The following is a 25,245-nucleotide window of genomic DNA, read 5'->3' as shown; positions in this document are numbered from 1 at the left end:
CGATCTGACGGGGCGAGGATTCGGATCTAGACTGGATGTTTGGCTCCGGGCGTTATCGTGTCCATGGGCGACGTTAGTGTCGAGTGACGAACCAGGGAGAACACGTACTCCGGAAAGGTAGGCATGGTGAACCAGAATTCATCGCTGAGTGTTTTGGAGATCTGCGCAGGCGCTGGGGGGCAGTCTTCGGGACTCGAAATGGCCGGATTTGATCATTCCTTGGCCGTCGAGATCGACCATGATGCCGCCGAGACTTTGCGCCTCAATCGTCCGGAGTGGGCCGTTCAGGAGGGGGACGTCCGAGACATTGATGGTCGGGAATACAAAGGAATCGATCTTCTCGCGGGCGGAGTTCCCTGCCCACCCTTCAGCATCGCAGGGAAACAACTGGGAGCCGACGACGAGAGAGACCTGTTCCCGGAGGCATTGAGGCTGGTCGCTGAAGCGCAGCCACGAGCGGTGATGCTCGAAAACGTTCGGGGGCTGGCGTCCAATAGATTTGCCCCATACCGCAAGTCCATCATCGAGGCTCTTGACGGGCTGGGATACGAGTCCGATTGGCAACTGTTGTATTCCAGTGAGTACGGGGTCCCGCAGCTTCGACCTCGATTCATTCTCGTCGCCTTCCAGCGAAAGTACGCGTCGAAATTTGAGTGGCCAAAACCCGTTGGAACGCCTCCCACCGTAGGCGAAGTCCTCGGTTCATATATGGCTGCTGATGGATGGCCTGGAGCAGAAGAGTGGGCAAAGAAAGCTAACGGAATTGCACCGACCCTGGTGGGTGGTTCGAAAAAGCACGGAGGAGCAGATCTCGGTCCAACGCGGGCGAAACAAGCGTGGGCACAACTTGGTGTGGACGGGCGCGGTATTGCGAACGAGGTACCGGGTGAAGATACTCCAGCAGATTTCGTCCCGCGGCTGACGAATCAGATGGCAGCGCTAGTTCAGGGCTTCGACCCTTCATGGAAATTCGCTGGTCGGAAGACATCTGTCTATCGACAGATCGGAAACGCTTTTCCGCCACCAGTCGCCCGCGCCATCGGCGCTTCAATCGCCACAGCCCTAGGAACCAAAGTCGCTCGGCGTACGCCAACCGGTGTGCAGATCGAGGTCGCTAGCTAGTCTGGTCTTTCTTGGCATTTTTCTTGTGCTTCTCGGCACGAGAAATGGCGGCCTTGATATTCCCCTCTGGCCATTCAGCGTATTTGGTGAGGGTGTAATAGGTGCGGACACGACCGTCTTCCTTTTGCTTACGGAAAGTGAAGTCCCACCCGATCGAACGAAGTTCACGCAACCGCTTTTGCCAGTCCTCCTGGTATTGGTGCATGGAAGCGACAACGCCGATGACTTCGGAAGGTGCTTCCTGACCAGCATGCATAAATGCTTTGAGAAGTTCACCAATACGTTTATGTGGCTCTAGGTATGAAGCAGCTTTCTTAATCTCGTCCTCGTAACCACTCATCGACGAGTAAAAGGCTTGCTTGCCATGGTTGCATTCTTTGCATAGCGGCTGCAGATTCTCGATATCGTTTGTGCCACCCCACGATTGCGGGATCTTGTGATCGACCTCGAGTTTGACGCCATCTTCAACAGGCGTCTTGCCACATTGCTCACACCTCTTAGAGCTCAGGACTTCGGCTCTGACCCGCCCGGAAATCGCTTTCTCAGCTTCCGACTTGGCGGGTTTCATGGGGCCAAGGACATAAACGTGCTTGGAGTTTACCCGAGGGGTGCTGATGTGGAACCACTTTCGCAGCTCTCGTACGCGCCGATCCTGCTGGGCGTGATTTTGTCCATGAACCGTAGACATATGATCGCGGATCTCGAGCATCGTTGGCGGACTGTCTCGTCGTTCAAAGAGGAACTCATACAGTCGTCTCTGTTCGTCTCGAAGACGTAGATCACGAAAGACAGCACTATCCGGGCGAGGAAATAGCTCCTGGCCTTCGGGGCCTTCGATGTCCATAAATTGCCTTGTCTTCAGGTGGGTGATGTGACGTCACCAGCAACGCACGAGGTGAGATTTCCCTTGATCATACTCAAACGAAAGTACCGGTCCAAAGAGATCGTCGGTCCCCTGTGGACAACGGATGGCTTGGCAATTCTACTCAGCTCAGGGGTGTCAGGCGTTCGTCTATGAAGTTGCAGACAACGCGGGTCAGTTGTTCTCCGGCCAGGACTCGCGGATCTGCGTTGTTGGCTCGAATCTTGAGTACGCGATCGATCGGGCGCATACAGTTCCACGGCCGACCGGCCTCGGTGGACGTATTTCGTTGCTCTCGCATGCCCGCTATCCCCGCGAAGAGATTCTGGCACCCCTGGCGATTTCCTCGTGGGACCGCGCGTTCCAATCACATGTCGAGGGCGTCGCCTTCTCGGAGACTTTCCAGACTGATGCGCTGCTGATCAACCTCAAGAAGTCCGAACGTGACTTCAGCCCGGCGACCATGTACCGGGACTACGCGATCAGCCCGACAGAGTTTCACTGGGAGTCGCGGGGCAAGACACGACGCGACAGCGAAACCGGACAGCGGTATCTCACAAAGAACAGCAATGGCACCTCGACCCTGCTGTTCGTGCGGCACTCGAAGAACGACGAGATCGGCACCGAGCCGTTCCTCTGCCTGGGCACCGCTGACCTGGTCTCCGCAACGGGGGAACGGCCGATCCAGATCGTGTGGAAGCTGGACCGGCCGATGCCCGCTGACTGGTTCCGTGCGGCCAACGCCGTCGCCTAGTTCGGTTGACCCATGGGCAGTCAGGACTCGGCGTTCGGCAGACGGGTGGGCATCCGGTCGCGGTCGTAGGTGATGTCGGTGTAGCCGTGGGGGACCGGCTTGCCGTCGGCGTCGAGGGAGACGAACACGATCTTCTCGATGGTCAGGATCAGCTGGCGGGTGATCATGTTGCGGACCTCGGCGCGCATGGTGACCGAGGTGCGGCCGAAGCGGGTCGCCTTCAGGCCCATCTCGATCATGTCGCCCTGCATTGCGGAGGAGACGAAGTTGATTTCCGACATCATTTTGGTGACCGCCCGGTGGTTGCCCATCTGCAGGATGGCGTAGATGGCGGCCTCTTCGTCGATCCAGCGGAGCAGGGCGCCGCCGAAGAGGGTGCCGTTAGCGTTGAGATCCTCGGGCTTCACCCACTTGCGGGTGTGGAAGTTCATGCCGTCGTCGAGCACGGACAAACGTTGGGTGCGCGGTGATATGTCAGCCATGCTGTCAGCTTAGTGGCATCGGGTGCGTCTCGGATGAGCCAGTGTCGGAAGGATCTGCGTTGGACAGGTCTATGTCGGCTGGGGCCGCGTCTGCTGGGTCTACGTCGTCTGGCGGCGGTGGGGATTCTCGGTCCGGGCGCCAATAGTTGTTGCGCCGCGGGGAACGATCGGTGGTGAACAGATTCAGCTTCGCCGTCGGGGTGAACCAGGGCGAACCCCGGTACACGCGGATGGACCAGGCGCCCTCATGCACAGCGTGATGATGGTGGCTGCACAGCAGGACCCCGTTATCCACGGAGGTTTTGCCGCCCTGAGACCACGGTTGAATGTGATGGGACTCGCACCAGGCAGCGGGGAACGTGCATCCCGGTGCGGCGCATCCGCCGTCTCGGGCGATCAGTGCCTTGCGCTGGGCCGGGGTGAAGAGCCGGTGTTTCTTGCCGACGTCGAGAATCTCACTGTCGGTGCCGAGCACCACCGGGGTGATGTCGGCGGTGCAGAGCATACGACGCACGATTCCGGCACCGGCGGACACGGAATAGCCAGCGGAGACCATCAGGTCCTCGGTGGATCCGGCGGTGAGCAGCTGCGGGTCGAAGGTGTCCGCCAAGAGTCCATCCTGGTGTGCCATCTTCAACAGTGTGGTGATGCCGGCCGCAACGATGAGCTGGGGCCGACTGCCGCCCTGATCGGGGAGGCTGTTCTCGGTGACGCGCATTCCGGCTTCGACGACGCCGAAGAACCCGTCGTGGGATCGCTGCACGGGGGTGCGGTCGTCGAGTTCTTCCTCCGCGGACGCAGTTGTTTCGGCCTCGTCGGTCGCGCAGGAGGGGCGCCGTCGGGGGTTGGAGCTGGCGGACTTGATGGTCATCAGGGTTTCGTGGCCCTCGCGCGTGGTGCGGACCAGCCAGTCGAAGAGTTCGCCGGACTGCCCCATGTAGACGAGGCTGCGATTTTCGCGGGCCTGATGCTCGGCGGAGGTGACGGCGTCGTCGGCGATCAGGCGCAGCACGCTGTCACGCCAATGGTTCACAAAGGAGCGGAATTCATCGTGCGACTCGACGCTGGCACGGTGAGCCATGCGTTCGTCGACGTCGCGCAGCTGATCATGAAGGGTGGCTACCGGCAGCCCCGCCGTCGCGAGGGCTTTCTCGAGTTTGTCGATTGCGGCCGTGATGATGGACAGGCGCGCCGGGGCAATCAAGGAGCGGGCGAATGCGGAGGCGACGTGGGGTAACAGCCCTGCGAGGCGGCCGGAACCGGGCGGAGGCGTGTCCTTGCTGCCGGGCTTGCTGGCGTGGGGACGGAAATCCTGTGCCTGTTGGGTGCGGCGCTTCGCCTCGTGGCGTGAGATGTTCGTGGCGCCCTGGATGAGTTCGCTGGCGTCGCGGTAGGCAAGCTTGCCCTTCTTGGGGAGTCCGAGCAGATCGGCGCGGTCCTGCGGGCGGGCAAACATGTCGTGAGTGAAGCCATCGAGGCGGGCCTGCACACCGGCGATGAGCTGCGCGGTGCTTTGCGCAGACTGGAGCAGGGACGGCAGGGTGTTGCGTACGTCCCCACGAACCCGGTCGGCTGGGTCCTGGTTGGTCGGTACTCGGTCGCTCGGCGCGTCGTCGGGCGAGGATTCTGGGGCGATGAACTCGGCAAATTCGCGGCGGGCGTCGGGCGTCGACATCCGCTGGGAGAGGTGGCGCAGACCGTCCTGGACCAGGTCGAATACGTCTCCGAGGGAGAGCTGATCGAAGGCGGGCGCGGAGGTGGGGGTGTGGTCGATCGCTGCCAGTGCCATGGTCCCCACCGTCCTTACCGCTCCGTCAGGCCATGCCCCGAACAGTCAGGATGTCCTGCACGGGTGATGGCGATATATCCACCATGGCAGGGCTCGCAAACAACTTCGGGGGTGTATCCACAGGAGTGCGTGAATCGGTCAGAATCGACGTCTGTGAAGCACTCTGTGGAGGAGCCGGACCGTGGGAACGATGGGTGTTAACGCGTCTGTCGCGGCGCGCGGGGGAAACTCGAGGCGGCGCTTACGCTTCGTCGCCCAATCGCGCTGACACCGCTTTGGCTGTGTCACGGACTGAACTGATCAGAAGATCCTTGAGTTTCAGGTGTTGAACGCGTGAGCGCGGTGCGGAGACGGTGATGCATCCCGCGATCCGACCCCTGTAGTCGCGGATTGCTGTGGAGACGCCGAACTCTTCATAAGTGGTCTGTCCGTCATTGATGGCCAGTTCGTCGTTCTGGACCTGGCGTAGGTGCTCTTCGGGGGAGTCGAAACCGCCATCTTGACGGTCTTGCTCGGAGACGATGATGTGCCCAGACTCGACCAGGCTGTGGACGTGATCGAGATCCATGCTGGAGAGAAAGAGGCGCACCGATGAGGAGGCCCAGCGGTTGTACCGGGTACCGATGTGGGCGGAGTGCTTGACCTGATGCGGACTGTCGACCTGCTCGACCACCACGGCCTCGGTCCCGTTCCACAGGGACAGGCCTGAAGTTTCACCGGTCACCTCGGTGAGGTGTTCCAGATGCGGCAGCGCGGCGCGGCGGACATCGAGGTCGGCGAGCAAGGGCGCAGCAAGCCCCAGCAGTCCCAGCCCGAGGCGGTAGCGTCCCGTCGTCTCGTCCCGCTGGACGTATCCGGCTTCGGCGAACCCCTGGAGCATGCGCGACACCGTGGACTTGTGGAGACCGACACGGTCGGAGATCTCTGTGACGCCGAGAACGGGATGGGCCGGCGTGAATGCTTCGAGGACATTCAGGCCATTCAGCAGTGACGCCGCAGCACCTTGTGGTGCGGGGGCGGAGCGTTCGGTCATGAGCGTCCTCCAGTCAATCTGTGTGCAATCGTCGGGGGCGAATGCTTCCACCATGCTACTGGTTTGTTTCCGTCGTGATACGAATCACGAATTTCGCAGAAGGGGCTTGTGTGTTGCTGGTAAAGAAACTACATTGATAGGACAGCAACAGACAGGCGGATCGTTTCCGCGGCTCAAGGAGGAAAGAACCATGGTTGAAGAAACCCGGGAAGAACTCGAAGCCCAGCTCGAGGTACTGCTAGAGAAGGTGTTCAAGGTTGGCGCCGAGGAGTATTACAAGCGTGGTTTCAAGCGCCGTGTCGGCTACGGCAACCGTCCTGCGATCGTGCACATCGACATGGCCAACGCCTGGACGCGTGAGGGTCACCCGTTCACCTGCCGTGGTGTCGACGGGTTGATCGATGCGATCCAGCAGGTCAACACCGCAGCCCGCGCCAAAGGGGTGCCGATCTTCTACACCACCAATGTGTACGAGATCACCGACTCTTCCGTCCCGAACGACATGGGCCTGTGGCACTCCAAGATTCCCGTTGAATCACTGCCCGCCGATTCTTACTGGGCACAGATCGACGATCGAATTGCGCCGGAAGGCAATGACATCGTTCTCGAGAAGCGCCGCGCCTCGGCCTTCCCTGGGACGGATCTGCAGCTGTTCCTTGCGGCAAACCACATCGACACGTTGATCATCACCGGCTGCACCGCCGCTGGCTGTGTGCGCCACACTGCCGAGGATGCCCTGGCCTACGGGTACCGTCCGATTCTGGTCAAGGAGGCCATCGGCGACCGTGTGCCCGGCGTGGTGCAGTGGAACTTGTTTGACATCGACTCCAAATTCGGTGACGTTGAGCCGCTGGCAGACGTGTTGAACTACCTGAACACCATGCCGCCTTTCGGTGAGACCGTTCCGAAGCCCAGTCCTGATCGTCAGATCGAGGTCGACTTCGACGCGAAGAACACGGTTCCGGTCGACGCCTGAGCATCAGGCCATCTGGTGAAACTTTCACACCCACTGGCGGGTTGCCGGTGCCGATCTGCGAGATCGGCGCCGGTGACCCGCCATTTTTCGTCGATCCCAGGTTTTGAACCCCGCGCGGTCACCCTTCAGATCGGATAGCAATGCCATGGAACAACCGCACGACCTTCATCAAAGGCAGCACACCGGGCAGGATCAAGGCGATCCGTCCGGCGGAGCCGCCCCCGCTACCTCGCCCGCCACTCTGAAGCGGGTGACCTTCGCTGGATTCGCTGGAACCGTCGTCGAGTGGTTCGATTTCGCGATCTACGGGTTTATGGCCCCTATTATCGCCACGACCTTCTTCCAGTCCGAGTCTGCGGTGGTCGGTTTGCTGCAGACGTTCGCCGTGTTTGCGGTCGCCTTTGCGCTGCGGCCGCTGGGCGGTGCCTTCTTCGGCATGCTCGGCGACAAGATCGGGCGCAAGCGGGTGCTCATCATTACCGTGATCATCATGTCTGCTTCCACAGCAGCCATCGGCCTGTTGCCCGGGTACGAGGCCATCGGGATTTGGGCGGCGCTGTTGCTGACTGTTGCGCGCTGCGCCCAAGGCTTCTCGGCCGGCGGTGAGTATGCCGGGGCCGTGACCTATGTGATCGAACATGCGCCTGCACATCAGCGTGCTCGCTGGGGCTCCGCCATGCCGACCGCGACCTTCTTCGCCTTCGCCATGGCGGCGCTGCTGAGCTACCTGCTCGCTGCCGGGCTCAGTGAGCAGGCGATGAACGACTGGGGATGGCGCATTCCTTTCCTGCTGGCGGCGCCTCTGGGGCTGATCGCGTTCTGGATCCGTCGCCGTCTGGCCGAGTCTCCCATGTTCCAGGAGGTCTCAGAAGCCGGAACCGAAGCTGCTGAACACGCGCCGCTGCGGCGCACGCTGAGCGAGCAGGGGCGGCCGATGTTCATTCTGGGCGGCTACATCTCGCTGACGGCACTGTCGTTCTACATCTTCTCCACGTACATGACGACCTTCCTGCGCGAGGTGGTGGGCCTTGATGCCGCCTCGGTGCTGTTCTCCAACGTCATCGCCCTGGTGTGTGCTGCCGTGATGGCGCCGATTATGGGAGTGATCTGTGACCGGATCGGTCGGCGCAACACGATGCTCATCTCGGCGATCCTGCTGATCCTCACGGCAGTGCCCGGTTATCTGATTGCCGCTAACGAGACCTTTGCGGGGGCGTTGGTGGGCCAGTTGATGATCATGCTCGGTGCGGTGATGGCGAACGTCGTCACCGCGGTGCTGCTGACCGAGGTGTTCCCGACCAAGGTGCGGTATACGGCCTCCGCCGTCACCTACAACCTCAGCTACGCGATCTTCGGCGGTACGGCGCCCTTCGTGGCCACCTGGTTGATCGACGCGACGGGTCTTCCCTATGCGCCCGCCATCTATCTGTCGGTGATCGCCATTGGCTCCTTCTGTGCCGCGCTGCTTCTTCCGGAGACCCGAGGCAGGGCGCTGGGAATCGGCACAGATGAGGGGGTGATTACGGCAGGTGGAAAGACCCGGAGCGTCTAGTCTCTGACGCCGACGACGGCACCTCTTCTGGCGCGCTGATCCGCCCGTGGGAAGGGGTGCCCTCGGCGTGCCGGAGCCCGTTTCCGGCCTTATGTTTCCTGCTTGCTACAAGCTCGTTCCGGTCGTGAAACGAGTCACGAAAACGACGAAAAATCGCTTGTGTGTTGCTTTGCCAGCAACTAGATTGACTGGAAAGCAACGCGATGGGTGCTCGAATAAGGCCGATCCAGCTTTTCGCCAGCCTCGCGCTGACAACCAGCCCCCCGTTCGTACTCGAGACTGCAGCCGCTTCAGCAGGCGGGTCAGGGTGCAACGCTACGGAAGGAAGCATCTCATGAAACGCATTGGTGTCGACGTCGGTGGAACCTTCACCGACCTCTATTATTCGGACGACGAGCGCCGTGAAGCGGTGGTCGAGAAGGTCCCCTCCACCCCGCACGACCCTTCAGAAGCCGTGATCGATGGGCTGAAGCGACTCAGCCAGAAGGCCGGCATCTCCCTGTCGGAGGTCGATCAGATCGTCCACGGCACCACGGTGGCCACCAACACGGCGCTCACGCATCGCGGTGCCGAAGTCGGCATGATCACCACCGAGGGATTTCGGGACATCCTGCACATTGCCCGGCACAAGAAGCCCCACAACTTCTCACTGCAGCAGGACTTGCCGTGGCAGACCCATCCCCTGGTGAAGCGCCGTCACCGTTTGACCGTTAAAGAGCGCATCACGGCCCCGGACGGCGATGTGTTGATTCCGCTGGACGAGGACGAGGTGCGGGAGAAGGTCTGTCAGCTTAAGGCTGCTGGGGTTGAAGCGATCGCGGTCTGCCTGCTGCACTCGTACCTGAACCCGGACCATGAGCGCCGCATCGGTGCCATCGTGAAGGAAGAGTTCCCCGAGGCCTATCTTTCACTGTCCCACGACATCGTTCCCCTCTATCGCGAGTATGAGCGGTTCTCTACGACAGCACTCAACGCTTTCGTCGGCCCGACCGTCTCGCGCTATCTGTACCGCCTCCAGGCCGAAGTGGAGACGATGGGCTATCAGCGCGAGATCCTGCTGATGCAGTCCTCCGGCGGAATGGTGCCGATCAAGGAGGCGGCGATCCGCCCGGTGACCCTGATGATGTCGGGTCCGGTCGGTGGACTGGTCGGCGGCATATGGGCGGGACAGCAGTCCGGCTTCGAGAACGTGATCACCCTGGATATCGGCGGCACCTCGGCGGATATCGGCGTCGCCTATCAAGGCGAGCTGCGGATGCGCCATCTGCTCGACACGAAGATCGGCGACTACCAGGCGATGGTGCCGATGGTCGATATCGACACCATCGGCGCTGGCGGTGGATCCATCGCCTACGTCGATGAGGGCGGTGTGTTCCGGGTCGGACCCCAGTCCGCCGGGGCGACCCCCGGTCCGGTCTGCTACGGCAAGGGCGGTACACAGCCGGCCTCGACCGATGCCCAGGCCGTGCTGGGCCGGATGCGGCCGGCACGTATGCTCGCCGGGTCCGGCATGGACCTGGACCTCGACTCGGCACGGAAGGCTGTCGGCGAACTGGCCGACAGGATGGACATGAGTGTCGAAGAGGCGGCTCTCGGGGCGCTGCAGATCCAGAAGTTCGGTATGACTCAGGCCATCGAGCAGAACTCGGTGCGTCGAGGATACGACCCGCGCGACTTCACGCTGGTCGCTGCCGGAGGCGCCGGCGCACTGTTCGCCTGCGAGATCGCCGCGGAGCTCGAAGTGCCCCACGTGCTGATCCCGGCGCACCCGGGCATCATTGCGGCCACGGGCCTGCTGGCTACCGACGAGTCTTACGAGTTCGTCGCTACCTCCCGGTTCAAGATCGCCGACGCCAAGCCGGCCGAGATCCAGGGACACTTCGATCGGCTTGAAGCCCAGGCGACGGCGCAACTCGACGCCGAAAACGTTCCGCAGGATCGACGCCGTATCCAGTGGCTCGCCGACGCCCGTTACGAGGGCCAGGGTTACGAGATCCGTTTCGACGTCCCCGAAGGCCCCGTGGATGAACACTGGGTCTCCCAGGTGGAAGCCGCGTTCCATGAGGCCCACTTCGAGGAGTACGGCCACCGCTTCGACCACGGCGTGGTGGAAGTGATCAACATCCGCGTCGAGGCCATCGCCGTGATGGACGAGCTCCCCACACCGAAGCCCACCGCCGCTGGCGGTCTGAAGGACGCCCGGGTGGAGACGCGTCCGGTGACCTTCGACAGCGACGGCACCGCCGTCACCGTGGAAACCCCGTTCTATGACCGGGAGAAGCTGGGCGTCGGCACGACGTTCGTCGGTCCCGCCATCGTCGAGCAGTACGACTCCACCACGGTCGTGCCTCCCGGCTTCACCGTGACCGTGGATGAGGCTGGAAACCTGGTCATCGACTGCCCGGCCAGCAAGGCGTCGGACGAGACCCTGGCAACGCCGATCCTGATGCGCGTCATTGGCGGGGCGCTCAACTCCGCGGCCAAGGAAATGGCCTCGGTGCTGTTCCGCATGGCGTACTCCTCGATCATCCGCGAGTCCGAGGACCTGGGAGCGGGCCTCTTCGACCGTGAGGGCAACGTGCTGGCCGAGTCCGATTCCACACCGATGTTCATGGGATCCATGCCGAAGATCGTCAAGGGCGTGATCTCCGTGCTCGGCGACGACATCCACGAGGGCGACGTCATCCTGCACAACGACCCCTATCTGGGGGCGACCCACTCTCCGGACGTGGCGATCATCGAGCCGATCTTCCATGATGGCACCCTGGTCGGATTCGCCGGCGCCTCGGGCCAGCTGATCGACAACGGCGGCGCCTTCTCCGGGCTGATGGTGGACATCCAGGACGTGCAGTCCGAAGGAACTATCTTCCGGGCGGTCAAGATCTATGAGAAGGGGGTCCGGCAGGATTCGCTGATCCGTCACATCCTGAACAACTCTCGGACGCCCACCTCGAACGAGGGGGATTTCCAGGCCATGATCGCCGCGTGCGAGCTGGCGAAGTCTCGCTACATTTCGCTCATCGAACGCTACGGCGTCAACGCGGTCCAGGAATCGGGGCAGGCCTGGATCGACTACTCGGAGAAGATGCTGCGTCAGGAGATCGCCAAGATCCCGGATGGCACCTACGAGACCGAGGTCGGTTATCTGGACGACGACGGCCGCAACTACGGCAAGAAGCTGCCGATCAAGGTGAAGGTCATCGTGGAAGGAGATGAAATCACCTACGACCTGACCGGATCCTCCGAACAGGTGCCGACGGCCTACAACTGCGCGTTCGAAGGAACCACGGTATCGGCCTTCACCTTCATCACGCGCATGATGTTCCTGGACGAGGTAGCCTTCCCGGTGTTCGTCCCTCAGAACGAGGGGATGCTCAAGCCGTTGAAGGTGATCGCGCCGGAGGGCACGATCTTCAATCCCACCTACCCGGCGGCGACCTTCTCCCGGTTCTCGCAGGTGCAGCGTGCGGTGGACCTGGCGCTGCGGGCGCTGACCCCGGTCATCCCCGAGCGGGTGACAGCCGGAAACTCAGCACACATTCACTTCATGTCCTACTCCGGATGGGATGTCCGCGCCGGTGAGTACTGGGTCTATCTCGAAGTCAACGAGGGTTCCTATGGTGCCCGCAAGACCTCCGATGGTCCTGACTCCGTGGACAACCTCATCGCGAACACGCGCAACAACCCGATCGAGGAGCTGGAATGGCGTTTCCCGATGCGCACCGACCGCTATGAGCTGCGTTCGGAGCCGGCGGCGGCGGGTGAGTTCCGTGGTGGCATCGGCATCGTCCGTGAGAACACGTTCCTCACGGACACGGTGGTGACCTGTGAGGGTGAGCGCCACGACTCCGACGTCCCCTGGGGAGCGTTCGGCGGTCACGATGGGCTGAACGCATCGCTGGTGAAGAACCCTGGTCGCGACGGTGAAGAGTACTGGCCTTCGAAGGTGACAGGACGCCAGCTGTTGGCCGGAGATTCTGTCCAGATCACGGTTCCTTCGGGCGGTGGTTTCGGCGATCCCCGGAAACGTGACCCGGAGAAAGTGCTGGCCGACGTGCTCGATGGCTTCACCACACGCGAAGCTGCAGAACGCGATTACGGTGTGGTGCTGCACGACGGTGACGGCGGTGTTCTGACCGTCGACGTCGAGGCAACGCTGCGAGCTCGCAGCAATCAGGTCGCGCCCGCTCCGGCCGCGACCCGCTGAATCAGACCGGTGACGGTCGACTGTCCCTATCCCTGCGACACCATCTGATCGGACCGCGATGAGGCGGCGCTGGGTGAACGATCCCCAAGATCTTCGCTCCGGCGTCGCCTCGTCGCATATCCAAAGGAACTTTCATCATGACTGACACACTGACCCGTTCATCGACGGAAGAGATCACACCCAGGGACGTGAAGATCGCCTCCTGGATCTGCTTCTTCGCCTGGACCAGCGCCGTCTACGACTTCGTTCTCTTCGGCAACCTGCTCCCCGAGCTGGCAGCCGATCTGGGCTGGAGCGAGCCGCAGTCCACGCAGATCAACACCTGGGTCACCCTGGGCACCGCTCTCGTGGCGTTCTCCATCGGTCCGATTGCCGACCGCATGGGCCGACGCAAGGGTATCCTCATCGCGGTGACCGGGGCCGCCATGGCCTCGCTGCTCACAGCGACGGTCGGCTGGGTCAGCGGCATCGCGGCAGGGCTGGGGATCGTCTTCCTCGTGCTGGTGCGCTCGCTGGCCGGGCTGGGCTACGCCGAGCAGGCGATCAACGCCGCCTACCTCAACGAGATGTACGCGACCCAGGCCGATGATCCGGTGCGGGCGCGTCGCCGTGGCCTCATCTACTCGCTGGTGCAGTCGGGGTGGCCCGTCGGCTCCGTGCTCGCCGCCGGATCGGTGTATCTGCTGATGCCCATCGGTGGCTGGCAGCTCTGCTTCGTCGTCGCCGCCCTGCCCGTGGTGTTCATCCTCTGGGCCGGCCGCTATCTGAAAGAGAGCCCCCAGTTCTCCGGACAGTCGCAGGACGAGACGGGCTCGACGTCGCTGGTGGACGTCTTCCGCGGAGAATCGCTGCGTGCCACCGTCTTTATCGGGCTGCCGTTCATGCTCACCTGGTTCGGTGTGCTCGCTTTCTCGATCCTGGGGACCTCGTTTTTGACGTCGGGTAAGAACATCAGCTTTGACAGCGCCCTGACCGTGCTGGTGATCTCGAACGCGACCGCCTTCGTGGGGTACCTGTTCCACGGCTGGCTGGGTGACCGGATCGGACGCCGCAACACCATCGGCCTGGCCTGGATCGCATGCTCCGTGTGCTTCACCGCGATGCTCTTCGCCCCCGACGGCAACTTCCCGCTGATTGTGGCGCTGTACAGCGCCGGGCTGTTCTTCCTGATCGGGCCGTTCTCCGCGCTGCTGTTCTTCACAGGGGAGAGCTTCCCGGTGGAGACCCGCGCCACCGGTGCCGCCCTGGTCAACGCCATGGGTCAGGTGGGGGCGATCTTCGCCGGGATCCTGGTGACCGGGATACTCGCGGCCGGTCAGGGGTGGATCACCGCCGGTATGATCGCAGGTTGCCTGCCGATCCTGCTGGCCGGGCTGCTGGTGTTCGGGGCGCGTAACGTCAGCCCGGAGACGGTGCGGGCGGACTGAGATCCCCGCCCAGAGCGCTTGGTGGCCTGCGGCTTCAGTCCCGGAGCACGGCGGAGAGGAACTGCTGGGTGCGTTCGTGCTCCGGGTGGCTGAAGATCTTCTCGGGCGGGCCGTCCTCGATCACGCGGCCGCCGTCGAACATCATCACCCGGTGGGAGACATCCCGGGCGAAGCCCATCTCGTGGGTGACGATCAACATGGTCACGTTGGTGGTTTCGGCGACCTCGCGCAGGATCTCGAGCACGTCGCCGACGACTTCGGGGTCCAAGGCGGAGGTGACCTCGTCGAGCAGCAGGATCTCCGGGTCCATGGCCAGGGCGCGGGCGATGGCCACGCGCTGTTGCTGCCCGCCGGAGAGCGACGTCGGGTGCGCGTTGGCCTTGTCGGGCAGCCCCACTTGCTCGAGGAGTCGGTGAGCCTTGTCGGTGGCGTCTCGTTTCGACATTCCCAGCACGTGCACGGGTGCCTCGATGATGTTCTCGAGCACCGTCATATTGGGGAACAGGTTGAACTGCTGGAACACCATGCCGATGCGGGTGCGCAGTCGCTTCTGCTGGCTCTTCGACACCGGGACGCGCTTGCCGTCGCGGTCTTCGTGGCTCAGGGGTTCGCCGTCGACGTAGATATAGCCGCCGGTGAGTTCCTCCAGGGTCATCACCAGGCGCAAGATGGTGGTCTTGCCGGAGCCCGAGGGCCCGATCAGGGTGACGCGCTCGCCGCGGGCGACCGTGAAGTTCAGGTCTTTGAGCACCACGTTGTCGCCGAAGCGCTTCTCGACGTCGCGGAACTCGATGACGGGCGTCTGGTCCCCGCCGGTGCGGGCTTCGGTGGGCACCACGGCGGGATCAGTGGGCGTAGGCAAGACGCTTCTCCAATCGGTTAACGAGGATGGCGGTGACGTAGCTGGCCACCAGGAAGATGACGCCGGCGATGGTGATCGCCTCGATGTAGCGGTAGGTGAACCCGCCGACCTCGAGCGCGGTGTTGACCATCTCCATCAGGCTGATCGAGATCAAGAACGGGGTGTCCTTGAACATGGAGATCGCGTAGTTACCCAGTGAGGGCACGGTGGAGCGCAGCGCCTGCGGGATGATGACCCGGCGCCAGGTGCGGCCCGGTGCCATCGACAGCGCCGTCGTCGCCTCCCACTGGCCGCGCGGAACGGACTCAATGCCGGCGCGGTACACCTCCGACATGTAGGTCGAATAGTGCACGCCGTAGACGATGAGCGCGATGGTCAGGGGATCCATCCACACGAACCCGTAGAACAGGATGAGCAGCTGCACCACAATCGGCGTCATCCGGATGAAGTTGGCGATCCAGGTGAGCAGGACGGCGAAGGGTTTGGGTAGCACCCGCTGCAGGATGGCGATGATCAGTCCGAGCACGGCGGCGATGAGGGTGCCGACGGCGGTGACCAGCAGGGTGACCTGCAGGAAGGAGGTGAGCATCTGCGGGAAGATCTCGATGGCGAAGTCCCAGCGCCAGAAGCTGGTGCGGTCCTGGATGTCGGGGGTGTCGACGGTGCCGAGCAGGCTGAGCGTCGTCGGGTTCATCGGGCACCTCCTGCGGGGACGTCGTCGGCGGGGGTGACCGAGATCTTCGGGGCGGGCGAGAGAATCTCCTTCAGACTGGGCCCCTGGCCAAGCCGGTGCTTGGCGCGGGCTTCGATCAGCCGCATCAGCTGGGTGAGCAGCAGGGCGAACAAGAAGTAGCCGATCAGCCCCACCACGGCCAGGGCGAAGAACCAGTCGGTGGTGCGGTTGAGTTGGATGAGTTCGAAGGTGAACTCGCTGAGCCCGATGATGTACACGATGGAGGAGCCCTTGAGCAGGTGCACCCACAGGTTCGTCAGCGACGGGATCATCAGCGCCCACGCCTGCGGGAAGATGATGCGGCGGATCTTATGCGGCCACGACATGGACAGCGCCACGGTGGCCTCCCACTGGCCCTTCGGCACCGAGGTCAGCGACGCGCGCACCGCCTCAGCACCATACGCCCCATAGTTGATGGTGAGGGCGAAGATGCCGACGGCGAAGGCGTCCAGACTCGGCCCGAACAGCGGCAGCACATAGTAGAGCCACACCAGCTGCACGATCAGGGAGGTGCCGCGGAAGAACTCGATGATGATCCGGGCCGGGATGCGCAGCAGCTTGCGGGGGCTGCCGGCCATCAGGCCCAGAACGACCGAGACCACGAACGCCAGCACGCCGCTGATCAGGGTGAGCTGGATGGTGACCAGCATGCCCTCCCACAGGCGGGGTGCGTGAACGGAGAGCGCGTCGAGATAACTCACAGCGAGATGCGGGGCGTGCGGATCACTGTTCGATGTCCTGGAGGGACTCCAGATCGCCGGCGCAGAGGGCCTCGGCGGTCAGATCCTCCGGCGGGACCTCGGCGTCGGTGAACCCGAACTCGCCGATGATGGTGCCCAGCTCGTCGTTGGCCTTCAACTCGGCCAGATGTTCGTTGTATTCGTCGAGCAGTTCGGTGTCGTCCTGACGGAACACGGTGGAACCGGCGCCGTACTGCATCACGCCGTCGACCTCCTGCACGAAGCCCTCGGTGACCTCGAGGCCCTCGACGTCGCCGGCCATCTCGGTCAGAGAAATCGCCGTCAGCGCGAAGACGTCGGCGCGGCCGCCCTGGACCATCTCGACACCTTCATCGGCGCTGCCGACCCCGTTGTACTCCAGGCCCATTCGGGTGGAGTAGTCCGCTTCGATGCCGGCGGTGAGGGTGGTCAGGGTGATGTTTTCGCCGTTCTCCTGCAGCTCCAGGACGTCGTCGAGGGTGTGCACGTCGTGTGGGTTGCCCTCTTCGACGAGCAGTGCGGTGGTGTACATGATCTCGGGTTCGGCGAAGGCGGCCTCCTCGCAACGTTCCGGGGTGATGGACATGCCGGCGGAGATCGCATCGTAGCGTCCGGCGTTGAGCCCGGGGATGAGGTTGTCCCAGTTGACCAGTTCGGCCTCGACGTCGTACCCCATATCGCCGAAGATCCGTTCGGCCAGGGCCACCGTGGCGCCCTCGGGGTCACCGGAATCGTTGAGGTAGGAGTAGGGGACTTCGCCCGCGATGCCGACCGTGATGGTGTCACCGCTCTCGCCGTCGCCACCGCCGTCGTCGCCGCCACACCCGGTGAGTGCCAGGAGGGCAATGGAGCCGAATGCTGCGGTTTTCAGGGTTGTCGCTGTGCGGGTCATGGGATAACCATCCTTCGCCACGCCGCACCCGCCACGAGCCCTGTCGATGAGCGCCGCAGCCGGAGACCGGCGCGTTGTTCCTCTTCATTGGGTGATGTGTGTCACCTGCTGGGCAGGCTGATAGATACCCTACGGAGATGCTGGGAGGGGTTCAACCGGTCATGAACGGCGCCGGCTAATTGTTACCGATGCGTGATGTTGGCGGGTCACGCGCGCTCGTAGGCCACGGATCCTTCGGAAGAGGTGCGCAGCACAGTGGTCTCCTGGAGGTGCGCGGGGTCTGCTTCGGGGGGCTTTTGTCTGGAAAGCGATGAATCTGCCGAAGAGCGAATCCGGCGGTGAGGGCGACGGCGAGTTCGACGGCGATGAGTGCCAGCATCGCGGAGGCGTGACCGGTCGACGGCGCCAGGGACAATGCGCCCGGGGAGCCACCGGCGTGGTGGGTGTGCCCGCTGGTTCCGCCGATCCCACCGATGAAGCCGACCCCCGGCACCCCGGCCACGAGTACCGCGTGGGTGATGACCATGGCCAGCGACATCAGGCACAGCCGGCGCAGGCAGTGCAGCGACGGGCGGACCCAGACCTCCACGGTGCAGACGGCGCACCACAGGGCCATCGCCGCCATCACCACCGTGAGCCCAGTCCCGTGCGCGTGCGCGAGGAGCATCCACACGTGGCCGGCGGTACTCACCGCGCCCGCAAGGACGACACCTGCGAGGAGCGCCGTGGGCATCGGCGGCGTCATCGCCCGCTCAGTGGCAGCTGCCACCGGTCTCGCCCGCATCACCCGCGCCGTCGGCCCCACCGGCAGCGCAGTGTCCCGACGCCGGGGCTGGCACATCGAGTACCGGCGAGCGGTCGAAAAATCCTTCCGGGCGCAGCTTGAAGCCCACTCGGTCCACCGGCATGATCGGCCAGTCCTCCACCCGTGGGAAGTGGGTGAGGCCGAAGCTGTGCCAGACCACCAGGTCGGTGCCATCCAGGGGCCGGTCCTGCGCGATCCACGCCGGAATTCCCGCCCCGCCGGCGTGCTGGTTCGGGTGATCGCCCGTCGGGTACTTTTCGTCCTCGTGGTACTGGGTCACCCACAGCGACTTCGAGGCGAACGTGGCGCGCCGGTGGATGGAGGAATCCTCGGCGGCGAGCAGGGTGGGCAGGCCCTCCGGGTGCAGCTTGTAGCCCACCGGGTGTCCCAGCCGATTCCGGTGCTCGGTCGAGGTCACCACCCAGGCACGGCCGCGCTCCTGCGCCGAATCCCGGGCCGCCTGCTGCTCGGTCGCCAGCACGGTGCGCCGGCGAGAGAACGCGTTGCCGCGCGGATTCGTCTCGGAGAATGGCAGCCGCACCGCCTCTTCCTCTTCCACCCGGCAGGCGCCGTCGTCGAGCGCAAAATCCAGCCGGGCCGAGAACAGGTGCTGATGGAATGGCGCACCCAACCCCGGAGCCAACTCGGACGCGAAATCGGTGGGCCCCTCGGGCAGCGCAGAGGTGAACACGACGCCGGTGGCCTTCGCCTCGAACTCAATCGTCCCGTCGAGGTAGAGGTACCAGTAGAACCCGTAGTCGTAGTTGCCCACGGTGGTGAAGAAGCTGATCACCAGGCGCCGATTCCGGCGGGTGTAGGCCACCCCGGACCACAGATCCGAGTGCTTGGCGAGAATGGACGCGTCCTCCTCGTGCATGCAGATCCCGTTGGTGATCTGACGAAGGGCGCCGCGGTTATCGGCGATCCAGGGGGAGAGATAGGTGATGTCACCCAGGCAGTCGCAGCCCAGCTCGAGCGAGTTCGCCCACTGGCCCACCAGGTACTCCCCGGTGTCGAAGTAGTTCTGCCAGGACCGCACAGGTGAGGGATCCCCGTAGGGCACCACCATCTCCGCGATGGCGGCCCGGTCGAGGATGGTGCGGGTGCGCTCGCCGTCAGTGAAGGCGATGTTGCGCAGGACCAGCCCCTCGCGCATGTCGAACCCGACGTCGAGGGACCACTTCTCCCATTCCACGTGGTTGCCGTCGGTCACTGTGAAGGAGGGGCCCTCCGGCTGGGTGATCTCGATCGGTTTCTGCGTGGTGCGCAGCGGGCCGGTGAGCTCCGGGTCGGTGTAGTTACCGTGTTCTTGCGGCACCGGCACGTCGGCGAGGTCGAGAATCTGGTCGACCACCCGGTTCGTCACATCCACGTAGGCCACCAGCCCGTCGATGGGGTGCGCCCAGGCGGAGTCGGCGTCGTGAAACTGCTGGAACGCCAGCCCGCGCAGAATTCGGCGCCCCTTCTCCTCCGGGTACTCGAATACCCCGGCCGACAGCGGGGCGACGCGCACCTGCTCCACCGGCAGCCCGCGCCGGGCGAGAATCTCCAGCCACTGCTCGTTTTCGGCCAGCACGGCCTCGACCACCTCGAACTCCTCCTCCAGCACGGGGAACTCGCCGTCCACCGCGGTATCGAGCACGACGGCGCTCAGCACGCGCGCGTGCGTCACGGACACGACGACGTCGGTGGAGACGCCCTCGTTCAGCACGCTCACCCGGAACCGGCGGTCCACCTGGTATTCAGGGTCGCGCCCGGCGCCGCGGGGCGGGTCGATGAGGCCGAGGTAAGCCATGCGGGCGGTGTCGGGGAACAGATCGGCGTCCTGCAGAATCTCGCGCACCCGGTCGATTTCCTCGGGGGTCTGCAGGGTGAAGGCGGTGGTGGTCATGGGGAAACCCTCTCGTTCGTGATCTGAATCACGCTTAAATCTACGCACGTAGAGAAATGAGTCAAGGGTACGGGGTGAGAAGATAGGCGAATGCCGAAGATCGTGGATCATGAGCACCGCCGCACCGAATTGGTGCAGGCCGCGCTACGCATCGTCGTCCGTTCGGGCCTCAGCGGCGCCACGATGCGCGACATCGCCCACGAGGCCGGCTTCGCCAACGGCGCCATCAAGCCCTACTTTCAGACCAAAGCGGACCTGTTGCTGGCTACCTATGAGCACATCTACCGGGCCACTAATGCGCGGATGCGCGCGCGCACGCGGGGGAAGCGCGGCTTGGCGGCACTGGAGGGCTTCGCCGAGGAAGTGCTGCCCGTGAATCCGGCGCTGCAGGAGGAGGCGATGGTCTTTCTGGCGTTTCTCGGAAAGGCGGCGCAGAACCCTGAGCACCTGCGGGTGTCCCGGAACTCCATGGAGGAATGGCGGACTTGGATCCGTGACTGGCTCGCGGAGGCGATCGACGACGGCGAGGTTGGAGCCGGTCTCGACGTGGACATTCACGCCGACCTGCTGCTCACCCTGGCGATCGGCGCCCAACCGATGAGCATTCTGGATCGACAGCGCTTCACCTCCGAGAACCTGCGGCGGATGGTGCGCCGACACCTGGACCGGCTGCGCGGCGAGCAGGACGCTTGAACGGCGGTCCCGCTGGCGATGCGCCTCGCGCGATGGCGTGCACCCTGAAGCGTCGTGACTTTGGTTGAGCCCGGGACTACAGTAGGGTCAGTGAGATCGGTCACACGGGCGCCGGAGGTGGGGATGTATCAGCGCAGCGAGACCGCGGATTTCGATCAGTGGCGGCATACCGTCTCCCAGTCGTTCGTTCCGCTCGAGGCCGAGCGGGTCGCCCCCGGGGCCTTCACCGGGCGCATCGACGTCCAGGACTGCGGGGCCGTCGTGATGACCTGTGTCCAGGCCCGCTCCCACGCCGTCGTGCGCACTGAAGCCCTTGCTGCCTCGGCGCCGGAACGCTTCTTCAAGGTCAGCCTGCAGCTGGAGGGGCACGGACTGCTGATCCAGGACGGTCGAGAGGTGGTGCTGGAACCCGGGACCCTGTCGATCTACGACACCTCCCGGCCCTACACGCTGAGCTTCGACGAGCGGTTCTCCAGCTGCGTGTTGATGTTCCCGCATGAACAGATCAGCCTGGATCCGCGGCTGGTCGGGCAGCTGACCGCCACCCGGCTGGGTGCCGAGCATCAGCTGGCCGACGTCGTGGGGCGGCTCATCGCCCGCACGGAGCAGGTGCTGCCTGAGCTCAACGACGGCGTCGGCCGCCGACTGGCCGGCAACGTGGTGGACCTGCTCACCACCGTGATGGCGGATGAGCTGGCCGGGCGCGAGGGCCAGGAGCCCACCGAGCAGCAGCGGCTGCGCGCCACGGTGACCGACTACATCGAGGCCCGGCTGGCCGACCCGCAGCTCACCCCGGCGTCCATCGCTGCGGCCCACTTCATGTCCGTGCGCTCCCTGCACGGGGTGTTCGAGGGCTCCGGAGAGACCGTCTCCGGGCTGATCCGCCGCCGTCGCGTGGAGGGCAGCCGCCGCGATCTCGCCGACCCGCTGCAGCATGACGTGCCGGTGGCCCAGATCGGGGCGCGCTGGGGACTGGCCGATCCGGCCCACTTCTCCCGGCTGTTCCGCGCCGTCGTCGGGCTCTCCCCGGCGCAGTACCGGCAGCAGGTGCGCCGGGCGTGAGACTCTGCGCGGGACGGCAACCCGGCCTGCGCGCAGATGCAAGACACCGCCGCCCGCTCCGGGGGATCCTGGCTGACAAGCTCACGCACAATGTCAGGTGGATCACATGAACGCCCACACCCAGCCCGCCCAGCCCGTCGCCGACGACCGGCAGAGCCTCGACGCACGCCGCATTGGCACCCCGGCCCTGGTGTTTATGATCATCGCCGCCTCCGCCCCGCTCACCGTGGCCGCGGGCGGGGTGCCCTCGAATTTCGCCGTGACCGGGCTCGTCGGGATCCCGCTGTCCTTCATCGTGCTCGGCATCGTCCTGGTGCTGTTCTCCATCGGCTACGCCGCCATGAGCCGGCACGTGCACAACGCGGGCGCCTTCTTCGCCTACATCGCCAAGGGCCTGGGCAAGCCGGCCGGAGTGGGGGCCTCGCTGACCGCCCTGGTGGCGTACAACTCGATGCAGATCGGCATCGCCGGGATGTTCGGCTTCGTGCTCTCCTCCTTCCTGGGCGGGCAGTTCGGCCTCGAGATCTCCTGGTGGCTGTGCGCGCTGGCCGGCTGGGTGATCGTCGGACTGCTGGGCGTGAACCGCATCGACCTGAACGCGAAGGTCCTCGGCGTCATCGTGCTCGCGGAGTTCCTCATCGTGGTGATCTACGACGTCGTCGGACTCAGCCACGCCCCCGAGGGGATCTCCGCGGACGGGATGGTGCCCACCCAGCTGTTCGCCGGCGGCGTCGGTGCGGCGCTGGCCTTCTCCATCGCCGCGTTCATGGGGTTCGAATCCGGGGCGATCTACAACGAGGAGGTCAAGGACCCACGGCGCACCGCCGGCCGGGCCACCATCATCGCGGTCAGCCTCATCGCCGTGTTCTACGCGTTCTCCGCCTGGGCCATGGTGATGGCGGAGGGCCCTAACGGTGTGGTCCCGCGCTCGCAGGAGTTCGGCCCCGACCTGATGTTCGTCTTCCTCGCCGAGCGCTCGCCGGGCTGGTTCGTGGAGCTGGCCAACGTGCTGTTCCTGACCTCCCTGCTGGCCGCGCTGCTCGCCTTCCACAATATCGTCGCCCGCTACATCTTCGCCCTGGGTCGCGAGCAGGTGCTCCCGCAGGCACTGGCCCGCACCTCGCGCCGCACCGGAGCCCCGGTGGCCGGATCGCTCACCCAGTCCGCCCTGGCCCTGGTGATCATCCTGGTGTTCGCCGTCGTCGGCGCAGGCTCCGAGGACCCGCTGTTCCCCGTGGTCACCCTCTTCACCTGGCTGACCAATATGGGCGCATTCGGGCTGGTGCTGCTCATGGCGCTCACCGCGCTCGCCGTCGTCGGGTTCCTGCGCGCCCACGCCGCCGAATACTCGCTGTGGACCCGCGTGATCGCCCCCGGAGTCGCGGCCCTAGGCCTGATCGCCCTGTTCATCACCATCGTGGTGAACTTCAACGTGCTCATCGGCACCGAAGAGCCGACCACCCTGTCCTGGCTGCTACCCGCGCTTGTGCTGGTGCCCGGCATCCTCGGCACCGCCTGGGCCTGGCGGCTGCGCGCCCGGCGCCCCCAGATCTACGCCGGCATCGGCTCCGGAGGCGCACTGGGCTGAACCCATAGGCCCTACACGCCCTGCAGACCTGTACGAAACCATCCCGATCGAAAGGAAGATCATGACCGACCTGACCACCTTTGAAGGACTCCTGGACGCCATCAACGACGACGGCGGCCGCGAGGTGCTCAACCCGGCCACCGGGCAACTCGTGGGCAAAACCCCCGTGCACACCGAGGCCGACCTGGATCGCGCCGTGGCCACGGCCCGCCAGGCCCAGCGCGACTGGGCGGCCCGCAGTCACGCCGAGCGCAGCGAGGCGCTGAACCGTGCGGCCGACGCGATCGAGGCCTCCGCCGAAGCCCTGGCCGGGCTGCTCTCCCGCGAACAGGGCAAACCCCTGAACGGTCCGAACGCCCGCTTCGAGGTGGGTGCCTGCTCCGCCTGGACCCGTGCCAACGCCGCGTTCCCGCTGGAGCCGGAAGTGCTGGTCGACGACGAGTCCGGCCACGCGGAGCTGACCTACGAGCCCATCGGCGTCGTCGGCGGTATCGGGCCCTGGAACTGGCCGATGATGATCTCCATCTGGCAGATCGCCCCCGCCTTGCGCATGGGCAATACCATCGTGCTGAAGCCCTCCGAATACACCCCGCTGTCGGTGCTCGGCCTCGTTGCCGTCATGAACCAGGTGCTACCCGCCGGCGTGCTGCAGGTGGTGGCCGGTGAGGGTGAGCTCGGCCGCGCGCTGACCACCCACGACGGGATCGACAAGATCACCTTCACCGGCTCGGTCGAAACCGGCAAGGCGATCATGCGCACCGTGGCCGACGATCTGAAGCGCATCACCCTCGAACTTGGTGGCAACGACGCGGGCATCGTACTGGAGGATTTCGACGTCGCCGCCCATGCCGAGGACCTGTTCTGGGGCGCGTTCATCAACACCGGCCAAACATGTGCCGCTCTCAAGCGGCTCTACGTGCCCGATTCGAAGTACGACGAGGTCTGCCAGGCCCTCACCGACCTGGCGCAGAAGATGCCGATGGGCGAGGGGCTGGACGAGAACAACGTGCTGGGGCCGCTGCAGAACCAGGCGCAGTACGACATCGTCGCCCGACTGGTCGACGCCGCCCGCGACTCAGGTGCCACCATCCTCACCGGTGGCAACCCGGACGCCTCCGGTGCCGGCTACTTCTACCCGACCACTCTGGTGTCTGACATCGACAACGCGAACCCGCTGGTGGCCGAGGAGCAGTTCGGACCTGCCTTGCCGATCATCCGCTACTCGGACCTGGATCAGGCGATCGAGTGGGCCAACGGCCTCGACGTCGGGCTCGGCTCCTCGGTGTGGTCGGATGATCTCGACGCCGCCAAGCAGGTCGCCGCCCGACTTCAGGCCGGCACCACCTGGATCAACAAGCACGGCGCCATCGACCCGCGCGTGCCGTTTGGCGGCATGAAAGAATCCGGATTCGGTCTCGAGTTCGGCGTCGAAGGGCTCAAGCACATGGGCCTGCCGAAGGTCACCTCGTGGTGACTGCGGTGATCGCGCACGCGCCCGCGCGCCGGAGATACGGAGATTCCATACGAAACATCGTCGACACATGGCGAGCATGACGGCGAAACATCCGCTGAGTAGCGTGTGGTGATGAGGCGCGGAGCGCACAAGCCGCACCTCCGATCACATTGATCACAGCAGACGGCGTCCGCCACCGGGTTGTCCTGGCGGGCGCCGTTGTGTGTCTGCGAGCGATTCCTTTCATGTGATCTACCTCTCGACATAACTATGGACTTAGTTATATGCTCGGTCGTGAACAACGTGGCGCGCATCACGAGGACGCGTGTCACACACCCTCACG

The 25,245-nt window shown here is 64.4% G+C and carries 20 protein-coding genes; 10 read left to right on the top strand and 10 right to left on the bottom strand.

Annotation, left to right across the window (positions count from 1 at the left end; all coding sequences use genetic code 11):
- Positions 1–123: 123 nt before the first annotated feature.
- Complete coding sequence (locus P8192_RS13390) at positions 124–1,122, top strand: DNA cytosine methyltransferase (RefSeq protein WP_278157500.1); 999 nt, start codon at positions 124–126, stop codon at positions 1,120–1,122.
- On the opposite strand, the gene P8192_RS13385 is transcribed toward P8192_RS13390, so the two are convergent.
- Positions 1,115–1,966, bottom strand: coding sequence for an HNH endonuclease (locus tag P8192_RS13385; protein ID WP_278157499.1), 852 nt, complete (start codon positions 1,964–1,966; stop codon positions 1,115–1,117). The genes P8192_RS13390 and P8192_RS13385 overlap by 8 nt on opposite strands.
- A 124-nt stretch (positions 1,967–2,090) precedes the next feature.
- Between P8192_RS13385 and P8192_RS13380 the strand changes: the two genes are divergently transcribed.
- On the top strand, positions 2,091–2,738 hold the full coding sequence (locus tag P8192_RS13380; RefSeq protein WP_278157498.1) for a DUF3427 domain-containing protein: 648 nt from the start codon (positions 2,091–2,093) through the stop codon (positions 2,736–2,738).
- Positions 2,739–2,758: 20 nt separating this feature from the next.
- Here the strand turns inward: P8192_RS13380 and P8192_RS13375 are convergent, their stop codons facing one another.
- From P8192_RS13375 to P8192_RS13365, 3 genes are all read right to left on the bottom strand, one after another.
- Positions 2,759–3,220 carry an acyl-CoA thioesterase gene (locus tag P8192_RS13375; protein WP_431521119.1) on the bottom strand — a complete coding sequence of 154 codons (462 nt, stop codon included), beginning with the start codon at positions 3,218–3,220 and terminating at the stop codon, positions 2,759–2,761.
- A 4-nt stretch (positions 3,221–3,224) separates the two neighbouring features.
- Positions 3,225–5,009, bottom strand: coding sequence for an HNH endonuclease signature motif containing protein (locus tag P8192_RS13370; RefSeq protein WP_278157497.1), 1,785 nt, complete (start codon positions 5,007–5,009; stop codon positions 3,225–3,227).
- Positions 5,010–5,250: 241 nt separating this feature from the next.
- On the bottom strand, positions 5,251–6,042 hold the full coding sequence (locus P8192_RS13365) for an IclR family transcriptional regulator (RefSeq protein WP_270107037.1): 792 nt from the start codon (positions 6,040–6,042) through the stop codon (positions 5,251–5,253).
- A gap of 190 nt (positions 6,043–6,232) precedes the next feature.
- Between P8192_RS13365 and P8192_RS13360 the strand changes: the two genes are divergently transcribed.
- The 4 genes from P8192_RS13360 to P8192_RS13345 all read left to right on the top strand — a co-directional run bounded on the left by P8192_RS13360 (position 6,233) and on the right by P8192_RS13345 (position 14,204).
- Positions 6,233–7,018, top strand: a complete 786-nt coding sequence (locus P8192_RS13360) for an isochorismatase family protein (RefSeq protein ID WP_270107038.1) — start codon at positions 6,233–6,235, stop codon at positions 7,016–7,018.
- 145 nt (positions 7,019–7,163) lie between these two features.
- A complete protein-coding gene (locus P8192_RS13355) occupies positions 7,164–8,570 on the top strand; it encodes an MFS transporter (protein WP_278157496.1) in 1,407 nt (468 codons plus the stop codon).
- A 334-nt stretch (positions 8,571–8,904) separates the two neighbouring features.
- On the top strand, positions 8,905–12,777 hold the full coding sequence (locus P8192_RS13350) for a hydantoinase B/oxoprolinase family protein (RefSeq protein WP_278157495.1): 3,873 nt from the start codon (positions 8,905–8,907) through the stop codon (positions 12,775–12,777).
- Positions 12,778–12,914: 137 nt separating this feature from the next.
- On the top strand, positions 12,915–14,204 hold the full coding sequence (locus P8192_RS13345) for an MFS transporter (protein WP_278157494.1): 1,290 nt from the start codon (positions 12,915–12,917) through the stop codon (positions 14,202–14,204).
- Positions 14,205–14,238: 34 nt separating this feature from the next.
- On the opposite strand, the gene ehuA is transcribed toward P8192_RS13345, so the two are convergent.
- The 6 genes from ehuA to P8192_RS13315 all read right to left on the bottom strand — a co-directional run bounded on the left by ehuA (position 14,239) and on the right by P8192_RS13315 (position 20,106).
- Positions 14,239–15,042 carry an ectoine/hydroxyectoine ABC transporter ATP-binding protein EhuA gene (gene ehuA, locus P8192_RS13340; protein ID WP_431521182.1) on the bottom strand — a complete coding sequence of 268 codons (804 nt, stop codon included), beginning with the start codon at positions 15,040–15,042 and terminating at the stop codon, positions 14,239–14,241.
- Between the two features lie 7 nt (positions 15,043–15,049).
- Positions 15,050–15,760 carry an ectoine/hydroxyectoine ABC transporter permease subunit EhuD gene (gene ehuD, locus P8192_RS13335; protein WP_431521118.1) on the bottom strand — a complete coding sequence of 237 codons (711 nt, stop codon included), beginning with the start codon at positions 15,758–15,760 and terminating at the stop codon, positions 15,050–15,052.
- Positions 15,757–16,500: an amino acid ABC transporter permease gene (locus P8192_RS13330; RefSeq protein WP_278157493.1), complete on the bottom strand. Its 744-nt coding sequence runs from the start codon at positions 16,498–16,500 to the stop codon at positions 15,757–15,759. Before P8192_RS13330 ends, ehuD begins: the two co-directional genes overlap by 4 nt.
- Positions 16,501–16,522: 22 nt before the next feature.
- Entirely contained in the window at positions 16,523–17,410 is an 888-nt protein-coding gene (locus tag P8192_RS13325; RefSeq protein ID WP_278157492.1) for a transporter substrate-binding domain-containing protein, read from the bottom strand.
- Positions 17,411–17,585: 175 nt separating this feature from the next.
- A complete protein-coding gene (locus tag P8192_RS13320; protein WP_278157491.1) occupies positions 17,586–18,179 on the bottom strand; it encodes a hypothetical protein in 594 nt (197 codons plus the stop codon).
- Entirely contained in the window at positions 18,163–20,106 is a 1,944-nt protein-coding gene (locus P8192_RS13315; protein WP_278157490.1) for a primary-amine oxidase, read from the bottom strand. The genes P8192_RS13320 and P8192_RS13315 overlap by 17 nt, the downstream gene beginning before the upstream one ends.
- A 90-nt stretch (positions 20,107–20,196) precedes the next feature.
- On the opposite strand from P8192_RS13315, the gene P8192_RS13310 reads away from it, so the two are divergent.
- The 4 genes from P8192_RS13310 to P8192_RS13295 all read left to right on the top strand — a co-directional run bounded on the left by P8192_RS13310 (position 20,197) and on the right by P8192_RS13295 (position 24,923).
- Positions 20,197–20,799, top strand: a complete 603-nt coding sequence (locus P8192_RS13310; protein ID WP_278157489.1) for a TetR/AcrR family transcriptional regulator — start codon at positions 20,197–20,199, stop codon at positions 20,797–20,799.
- Positions 20,800–20,922: 123 nt separating this feature from the next.
- Positions 20,923–21,861, top strand: coding sequence for a helix-turn-helix domain-containing protein (locus P8192_RS13305; protein WP_278157488.1), 939 nt, complete (start codon positions 20,923–20,925; stop codon positions 21,859–21,861).
- Positions 21,862–21,967: 106 nt separating this feature from the next.
- Positions 21,968–23,449, top strand: coding sequence for an APC family permease (locus P8192_RS13300; RefSeq protein WP_278157487.1), 1,482 nt, complete (start codon positions 21,968–21,970; stop codon positions 23,447–23,449).
- A 70-nt stretch (positions 23,450–23,519) separates the two neighbouring features.
- Positions 23,520–24,923, top strand: coding sequence for an aldehyde dehydrogenase family protein (locus tag P8192_RS13295; RefSeq protein ID WP_431521181.1), 1,404 nt, complete (start codon positions 23,520–23,522; stop codon positions 24,921–24,923).
- Positions 24,924–25,245 lie beyond the last annotated feature (322 nt).

The organism is Citricoccus muralis (genome assembly GCF_029637705.1).
Classification (GTDB): Bacteria; Actinomycetota; Actinomycetes; order Actinomycetales; family Micrococcaceae; genus CmP2.
Note: the sequence above shows the minus strand (reverse complement) of the source record. Positions and strands in the feature narration are given on the sequence as shown.

Excerpts from the sequence above, each read along its gene's own strand:
- P8192_RS13390 (WP_278157500.1), top strand. The coding sequence starts at position 124 with ATGGTGAACCAGAATTCATCGCTGAGTGTTTTGGAGATCTGCGCAGGC.
- P8192_RS13385 (WP_278157499.1), bottom strand. The coding sequence starts at position 1,966 with ATGGACATCGAAGGCCCCGAAGGCCAGGAGCTATTTCCTCGCCCGGAT.
- P8192_RS13380 (WP_278157498.1), top strand. The coding sequence starts at position 2,091 with ATGGCTTGGCAATTCTACTCAGCTCAGGGGTGTCAGGCGTTCGTCTAT.
- P8192_RS13375 (WP_431521119.1), bottom strand. The coding sequence starts at position 3,220 with ATGGCTGACATATCACCGCGCACCCAACGTTTGTCCGTGCTCGACGAC.
- P8192_RS13370 (WP_278157497.1), bottom strand. The coding sequence starts at position 5,009 with ATGGCACTGGCAGCGATCGACCACACCCCCACCTCCGCGCCCGCCTTC.
- P8192_RS13365 (WP_270107037.1), bottom strand. The coding sequence starts at position 6,042 with ATGACCGAACGCTCCGCCCCCGCACCACAAGGTGCTGCGGCGTCACTG.
- P8192_RS13360 (WP_270107038.1), top strand. The coding sequence starts at position 6,233 with ATGGTTGAAGAAACCCGGGAAGAACTCGAAGCCCAGCTCGAGGTACTG.
- P8192_RS13355 (WP_278157496.1), top strand. The coding sequence starts at position 7,164 with ATGGAACAACCGCACGACCTTCATCAAAGGCAGCACACCGGGCAGGAT.
- P8192_RS13350 (WP_278157495.1), top strand. The coding sequence starts at position 8,905 with ATGAAACGCATTGGTGTCGACGTCGGTGGAACCTTCACCGACCTCTAT.
- P8192_RS13345 (WP_278157494.1), top strand. The coding sequence starts at position 12,915 with ATGACTGACACACTGACCCGTTCATCGACGGAAGAGATCACACCCAGG.
- ehuD (WP_431521118.1), bottom strand. The coding sequence starts at position 15,760 with ATGAACCCGACGACGCTCAGCCTGCTCGGCACCGTCGACACCCCCGAC.
- P8192_RS13325 (WP_278157492.1), bottom strand. The coding sequence starts at position 17,410 with ATGACCCGCACAGCGACAACCCTGAAAACCGCAGCATTCGGCTCCATT.
- P8192_RS13315 (WP_278157490.1), bottom strand. The coding sequence starts at position 20,106 with ATGACCACCACCGCCTTCACCCTGCAGACCCCCGAGGAAATCGACCGG.
- P8192_RS13310 (WP_278157489.1), top strand. The coding sequence starts at position 20,197 with ATGCCGAAGATCGTGGATCATGAGCACCGCCGCACCGAATTGGTGCAG.
- P8192_RS13305 (WP_278157488.1), top strand. The coding sequence starts at position 20,923 with ATGTATCAGCGCAGCGAGACCGCGGATTTCGATCAGTGGCGGCATACC.
- P8192_RS13300 (WP_278157487.1), top strand. The coding sequence starts at position 21,968 with ATGAACGCCCACACCCAGCCCGCCCAGCCCGTCGCCGACGACCGGCAG.